Below are 5287 nucleotides of genomic sequence, written 5' to 3'. Positions count from 1 at the left end.
TTACGTTACTTGCATCGACCCTGATAACACCAGGTGCGAGACTCTGGACGCTGGATAAGCGACTTGAGAGGCTTGCTAAACGTCTTAATGCGAGCTATCAGCCGGTTCATTGACGTATTCAAAACCCGGTCGTGACGCAGACTTAGTGGTAGTGGTTGATTGTCAGATACGAGCCGATGATCTTATCGTGCATCTCTTCTGACTTTGAGAAGCAGATGGTTTTGCGGGCAAGGCGTTTGATGTGAGTTCTCAGATTCAGATTATGTCGTTCTATCCGCTGAGTATATTTCTTGCTGATAACATGGCTGGTTGAGGCCAGCAGCGTCTGATAGACCGGCCATGCATCGGTCATGTAGAAGGCAATGTTAAACCGACTCAGTAAAGCCAGAAGACGCTGCAATGTCAGAGCGTTACGTGGGCCAAATGCGTGGGCGAGAACACGTTTGCGGATACGGTCATAGGCATAAAACAGCCAGCGCGGATTGTCTTTACAGCGGACATACGACCACTGCTCATCGGCTTCACAGCAGATAACGACTTCTGCCCCTGGCTCAACGTTTTGCGCTACCTGATGCGGGGCAAGTTTTTTAGATGACGGAGAACGGTGTTGAGGCTTATCTTCAATACCCTTGCGGTATCGCGGCATCCGGAGCCGTTCATCGCCATATCAATAATGGTCTGATGGGTTTCGGGTTTAGCTCCGTTGTAGCGATAGCTGAGCTGGAAGGTCTTCAGGCATAGTTTGCAGCGATAGAGCTGCGTTCCTGAGCTGGAATGACCGTTTCTGATCACACCCTGAGTTTCAGAACAGCGGGGACAAACCACATCAACCTTTGCCATCAGTCATCCAAAAAGCGAAGCATACAATAACACTAACTCGGCGTCATGACCGTAATTTCAGAGAATAATGAGGCGAGAAAAATAATAACGGATACCATCAAGGGTCTGGTCGGCGTGCGTGTTATGCACTCGTGTGAGGATATTATTCTTTTTCTCTTCGGTGAGGGATTTGATATTCATGATGTGAGTGAAGACAGTTTACGGTGAGCGCACCGGATGAACCGGGAAATACACTCACGCTCACCGGCTATTTATTCTCGTCGCAGTTCAAACCGAAACGCTCAGCAACGGACATCGAGGTCACTATCGGGTAGGATGGGGCATGAGTCTGAGTCTGCTCTTCTTGTCCGCCTCGCTGCTGATCCTGGGTGGGTTAGTAGTCTACTCACCCAATACCCCAGATATCATTGATATCTCCACTGCCATCTACAGACGGTTTCTCAAACCGAATTAGGTATGCAGGAAATGGATTAATAAACCAAAGAGAATACATTTCTCCTTGAACATGACGAGTTTCGATACGCAATTGAAGCAAGTCACCATTGCGCATAAATGTACGGCACATGGCGGCATTCGCCCCCATTAAGAATGCATCTAATTCAATGGCTGACAATATCACTTCAACAGTCGTTACATCAAAACCTGCCCCCGGCAATTTACTTGGTGCAGGTTTAATAAATTTCAGGTATGCGGCGTTTGAATAAATATAACATCGAGACTGATCGCGAATACAAAAAGGTAACGGTGATGACGAATAAGACTTATCAAAACGATTAACAATATCAGCTAAGGATTGACTTGTAGATGTTAGATCTCTAGGATCTAGCAGCACTCATGACAACCTCCATTTTAGGTCGAGTGGGTAGCTGGTACGTAGGGCTCTATCCCTTCGTACCAGCGATTCAGCAAACTAAATCGCCGATAATCAAATTTTCATTAAATCCGATAATAATGTAGCAAAGAAAATTATTTTTTTCATGCTAAATTTAAGGTAAAATGAACCGCAAAAAATTATTGTTTCAATTATACATCATCTTCACCATCCTCATCTTTAGGGAAGAAATTTGATACGATTTGGTCTACATCTTCGCGGATTGTTGTGACCATATCTTTAAATATGAACTTATCGTTCCCTTCTAAATGTGGACTGAGAGACATCATGCCTAACAGCTTACTTGTCGCCATCTGCGCTTTCAGCATATTTTCTAGCATCGTCTTATTAAAGAGAGCCTGATTGAATCCTGTCTCTTTGTTTTTCATCTGGGCTTCATACACCCTAAGCCCCAGTTCAATGAGCATCGTAGTGACACTCGAAAAACTGACATCTTTATCTTTAGCACCTTCCTGACGGCGTTTTTCTACTATTGCCATTATCTTGTCTGCTACATCATCACTGGCGTACACCTGGATCTTAGCCACGGCACTTTTCCTTATATTATTAGGATTTTATTTGACCCTGAAATATCATAAACATAACGAATCACCCAAAAATCGAATCGCAAGTCGAATCTAGATACACGGAGAGTCACACGGCGAATCTTATATAGAATTGACTCTAGGGTCAACTCGTCTCAACCTCCTGATTCTTCGGCTCTGATTCGTTCATGATTTGTCGTAGAGTCATTACCGACTCGGTTTGTATCGCCTTAGAGTCGTTAATGAACACTATTATAATTTATTTCACATTATTACTTTCTTAACTTACTGTATTTAAAAGCAAATCAGCAAAAAGTAATTTTTGCGTGGGGTGTGGAGAAATTGTATCGAGAGGCGTTATATAGTTGACTTGGTTTTTTGTTAGGACTAGATTATTACAACTTTTACGGACAGGGGCAGTTTATGAAACGAATAGCTTTTTCTTCGATATTATTTCTGCTCTCATTCCCTGCCCTAGGTGATTGCTTTGATATGGCAGGACGTGATTACCGTATTGACCCTGATCTTCTAAGAGCCATAGCCTGGAACGAATCAAAGTTTAACCCGGTTGCTGTTGGCCAAAACTCGGATGGCAGTTTAGATATTGGCCTTATGCAAATTAACACCCAGCACTCTAAAAAACTTGCAGCTCTTGGCATAAGTCAAAATCATTTGAGCCAGGACGCATGTATGAACATTTATACTGGTGCATACATACTGGCAACATCATTCAAAAAATGGGGCGTATCCTGGGCAGCTGTCGGTGCGTACAATGCAGGATTCAAAGAAACCGATATCCAAGCGCAAAGACGTTATAAGTATGCTTCCAAGATTGAGAGAACTTATCGTGCAATCAAGCAGAGTAAGGATAAGGTTGCTCAGTAACAATCACGTCTGATTAACCGCACATTTTCCGCGTTGCCACCCTTATCCACATATGCACATGAACTAAAGCCAACGAATTTACTTCCACAACAGAAGTAAATGAGAGGGAGCGATTTTTCAACGTGACAAGTTGAAAAATGGTGTTTGTGCAGATGTGGATAAGCCAACCTGACAACAGCACATTCTCAGTCGATGACAATAGGTATATCATTGTCATCGCGCTAACCAGGGAGCCCCTTTGGGGCAGTGACAGGATGAAAAGGTTTCTTCTTTTAATCCAGGTGGGCGGGGAATAAAGTGATACTCCCTCAACGGGGGTATCACTTTAAAGCGACGCAGACAATTTTTACAGAAACGCCGTTCTAAATCATAAGAACACTGGAATGAGGAGGTAGCCTCTTCATTCTTCGTATGAATTTTCTACGCTGTTAATTCTGTTCTCATTCTGTTTATTTCAGACCCGACTCCATAACCTAACCGAAAATCACTAAAACCTACATGCCATAACTCACCTTTTTTATAGCGCTCCATGTTGATATTCTCAAATCGATCGCCGAACTTGTCATTAAATTCCTGTATGGCCTTCGCTGTCAGAACGTCGCTAAACTCTCTATTCGTGAAAAGATAACTAACACCCCCATAAACTTTATTAAACGGAGTCTCACAATACTCATAAATATCTTCCATGCTGTTAAAGTGGCCAACTCTATATTTACCAACGATAGTCTTAATATCATCCTCTTTAGGGCCATCTGTCCAAATAACGGTGACACTATCAGTATGTCTTACACGCACACTAAATTTTACACCTGGATATGCCGCTTTCAATTCTTTCCGGATATTCGCCGTAACTTGAGCAACGCCTTTTTGTTCTTGTGAAAGCCTGCTATACTCAGGCGCTGTTTTTAAACGCTCAATTTCATCTTGAAATGTTTTTTGAGCCAGCTTTTTTTCTGAGTTTTTTCTTTCTTCCTCAGCGCGTGCATTATTTATGATTTGCAGGACTTCATCTTGCCCCAGAACTTCATCGTGGATTGTCCATTGAACTCCATGCAAAATGCACTCAGGTAATTGATGCATCATACTCCCGCATTCAAACGCAATATCAAAAGTTGCGTTTCCACCTGATGCCATTACACCTCCAAAACGATGGGTTACTGTTTCCGGGCTTTGTGTACCCTGGATCAGGTGTATGACACCACGACCCAGACCATATAGATTTGTGCTGACAACTTGCCCTACAACGACCAGTTTATTATTTATCTTTTTTTTCATAGTACCCATGGCGTTATCTCCTTTTTGATTTTCAGCCTGCTTTCTCAGGTTCAGGCAGTTTCTTTTATTGCATCATTCGCCGTCATTTATGGATTCGTCTAAAAATATACGGTTAGCCGGTAAAAGCCGCCCACATGGGGCGGCGCGTTAAATCAGGCGATCGCTCGTGTCAGCTCAAGAACACGTAGAACGTGCCCCCAATCACTCCCACGCATAGCGGGAACACGGACGGACTGGCCTTTGTGGCGGCACTGGGCGATATGGAAACCCAAGTCGCGCATTTCCGGATTGAGATCACTGGCGGCAATGTCACGGCGTAGAATGCGAACCTGTTTTTTCGGTTGCTCGTTTTGGATCTCCAATTGCTTTACATACAGTGCAGATGGTGCAATGATTGAGACTTCAATATTCATGGCTTTATCTCCGTGTTGATTGAAAGCCGGTCTAACTTTCTCAGGGGTAAACCGGCAGAGAAGGCAGGGGAAACCCTGCTTTTTTCATTTCTGGTTTAAACCAAACGCCTCCTTAACGCTGGCCAGGATCTTATCGTGGTTCAGGTTGCTGTGATCCCGCATCATGAAGTAGCGAATGCCGATCCGGGTGTAAATTTCGGTAACGTTGCCGCAATACATCTCAGCTGACATAAACGTTTCACACTCACCGTTTTCGCTGCATGACCAATTCAGTGGGTACATCAGGCCCAGCGCGTCATGGAACCGATGAACGTCGATTTCAACCGGCTTTTTCGTAAGCGTCGTTAAATCCCCACAGTGTTCGGTCGTGGGGTTTAAGGTAGGGTGATTTTCCAGGGCAGCAGCGTGTCCCAGTCGATGGCGTCGTCCGGCGATTTCAGCGCCGTCAGCAACGCATG

The 5287-nt window shown here is 44.1% G+C and carries 7 protein-coding genes and 1 pseudogene; 2 read left to right on the top strand and 6 right to left on the bottom strand.

Annotated elements, in window-relative coordinates:
* Window positions 1-113 (top strand): annotated as a pseudogene (locus ACMV5I_RS29040) (VapC toxin family PIN domain ribonuclease); the annotation flags it as partial.
* A gap of 29 nt (window positions 114-142) precedes the next feature.
* Here the strand turns inward: ACMV5I_RS29040 and ACMV5I_RS29035 are convergent.
* From ACMV5I_RS29035 to traM, 3 genes are all read right to left on the bottom strand, one after another.
* Window positions 143-840, bottom strand: a protein-coding gene (locus ACMV5I_RS29035; protein ID WP_414825920.1) for an IS1 family transposase whose coding sequence is annotated in 2 segments (ribosomal slippage) — window positions 143-582 and window positions 582-840 — 699 coding nt in all. Because the reading frame shifts where the segments join, the coding sequence is not laid out codon by codon here.
* A 385-nt stretch (window positions 841-1225) separates the two neighbouring features.
* Window positions 1226-1672, bottom strand: a complete 447-nt coding sequence (locus ACMV5I_RS29030) for a hypothetical protein (RefSeq protein ID WP_414825919.1) — start codon at window positions 1670-1672, stop codon at window positions 1226-1228.
* A gap of 191 nt (window positions 1673-1863) precedes the next feature.
* Window positions 1864-2259 carry a conjugal transfer relaxosome DNA-binding protein TraM gene (traM, locus tag ACMV5I_RS29025; RefSeq protein WP_414825918.1) on the bottom strand — a complete coding sequence of 132 codons (396 nt, stop codon included), beginning with the start codon at window positions 2257-2259 and terminating at the stop codon, window positions 1864-1866.
* A gap of 420 nt (window positions 2260-2679) precedes the next feature.
* Here traM and ACMV5I_RS29020 point away from each other — a divergent pair, with 420 nt between their 5' ends.
* Window positions 2680-3141, top strand: coding sequence for a transglycosylase SLT domain-containing protein (locus tag ACMV5I_RS29020; protein WP_414825917.1), 462 nt, complete (start codon window positions 2680-2682; stop codon window positions 3139-3141).
* 420 nt (window positions 3142-3561) lie between these two features.
* On the opposite strand, the gene ACMV5I_RS29015 is transcribed toward ACMV5I_RS29020, so the two are convergent.
* The 3 genes from ACMV5I_RS29015 to ACMV5I_RS29005 form a co-directional block, all read right to left on the bottom strand.
* Window positions 3562-4425 (bottom strand): LPD29 domain-containing protein, encoded by an 864-nt coding sequence (locus ACMV5I_RS29015; RefSeq protein WP_414825916.1) that lies wholly within the window; start codon window positions 4423-4425, stop codon window positions 3562-3564.
* A gap of 143 nt (window positions 4426-4568) precedes the next feature.
* On the bottom strand, window positions 4569-4829 hold the full coding sequence (locus tag ACMV5I_RS29010; protein ID WP_414825915.1) for a hypothetical protein: 261 nt from the start codon (window positions 4827-4829) through the stop codon (window positions 4569-4571).
* An 84-nt stretch (window positions 4830-4913) separates the two neighbouring features.
* Window positions 4914-5225 carry a hypothetical protein gene (locus tag ACMV5I_RS29005; RefSeq protein WP_414825921.1) on the bottom strand — a complete coding sequence of 104 codons (312 nt, stop codon included), beginning with the start codon at window positions 5223-5225 and terminating at the stop codon, window positions 4914-4916.
* Between the last annotated feature and the right edge of the window lie 62 nt (window positions 5226-5287).

It is taken from the genome of Serratia sp. T13T92 (assembly GCF_047530105.1).
Classification (GTDB): Bacteria; Pseudomonadota; Gammaproteobacteria; order Enterobacterales; family Enterobacteriaceae; genus Chania; species Chania fonticola.
This window is presented reverse-complemented; position numbering and strand designations above follow the sequence as displayed.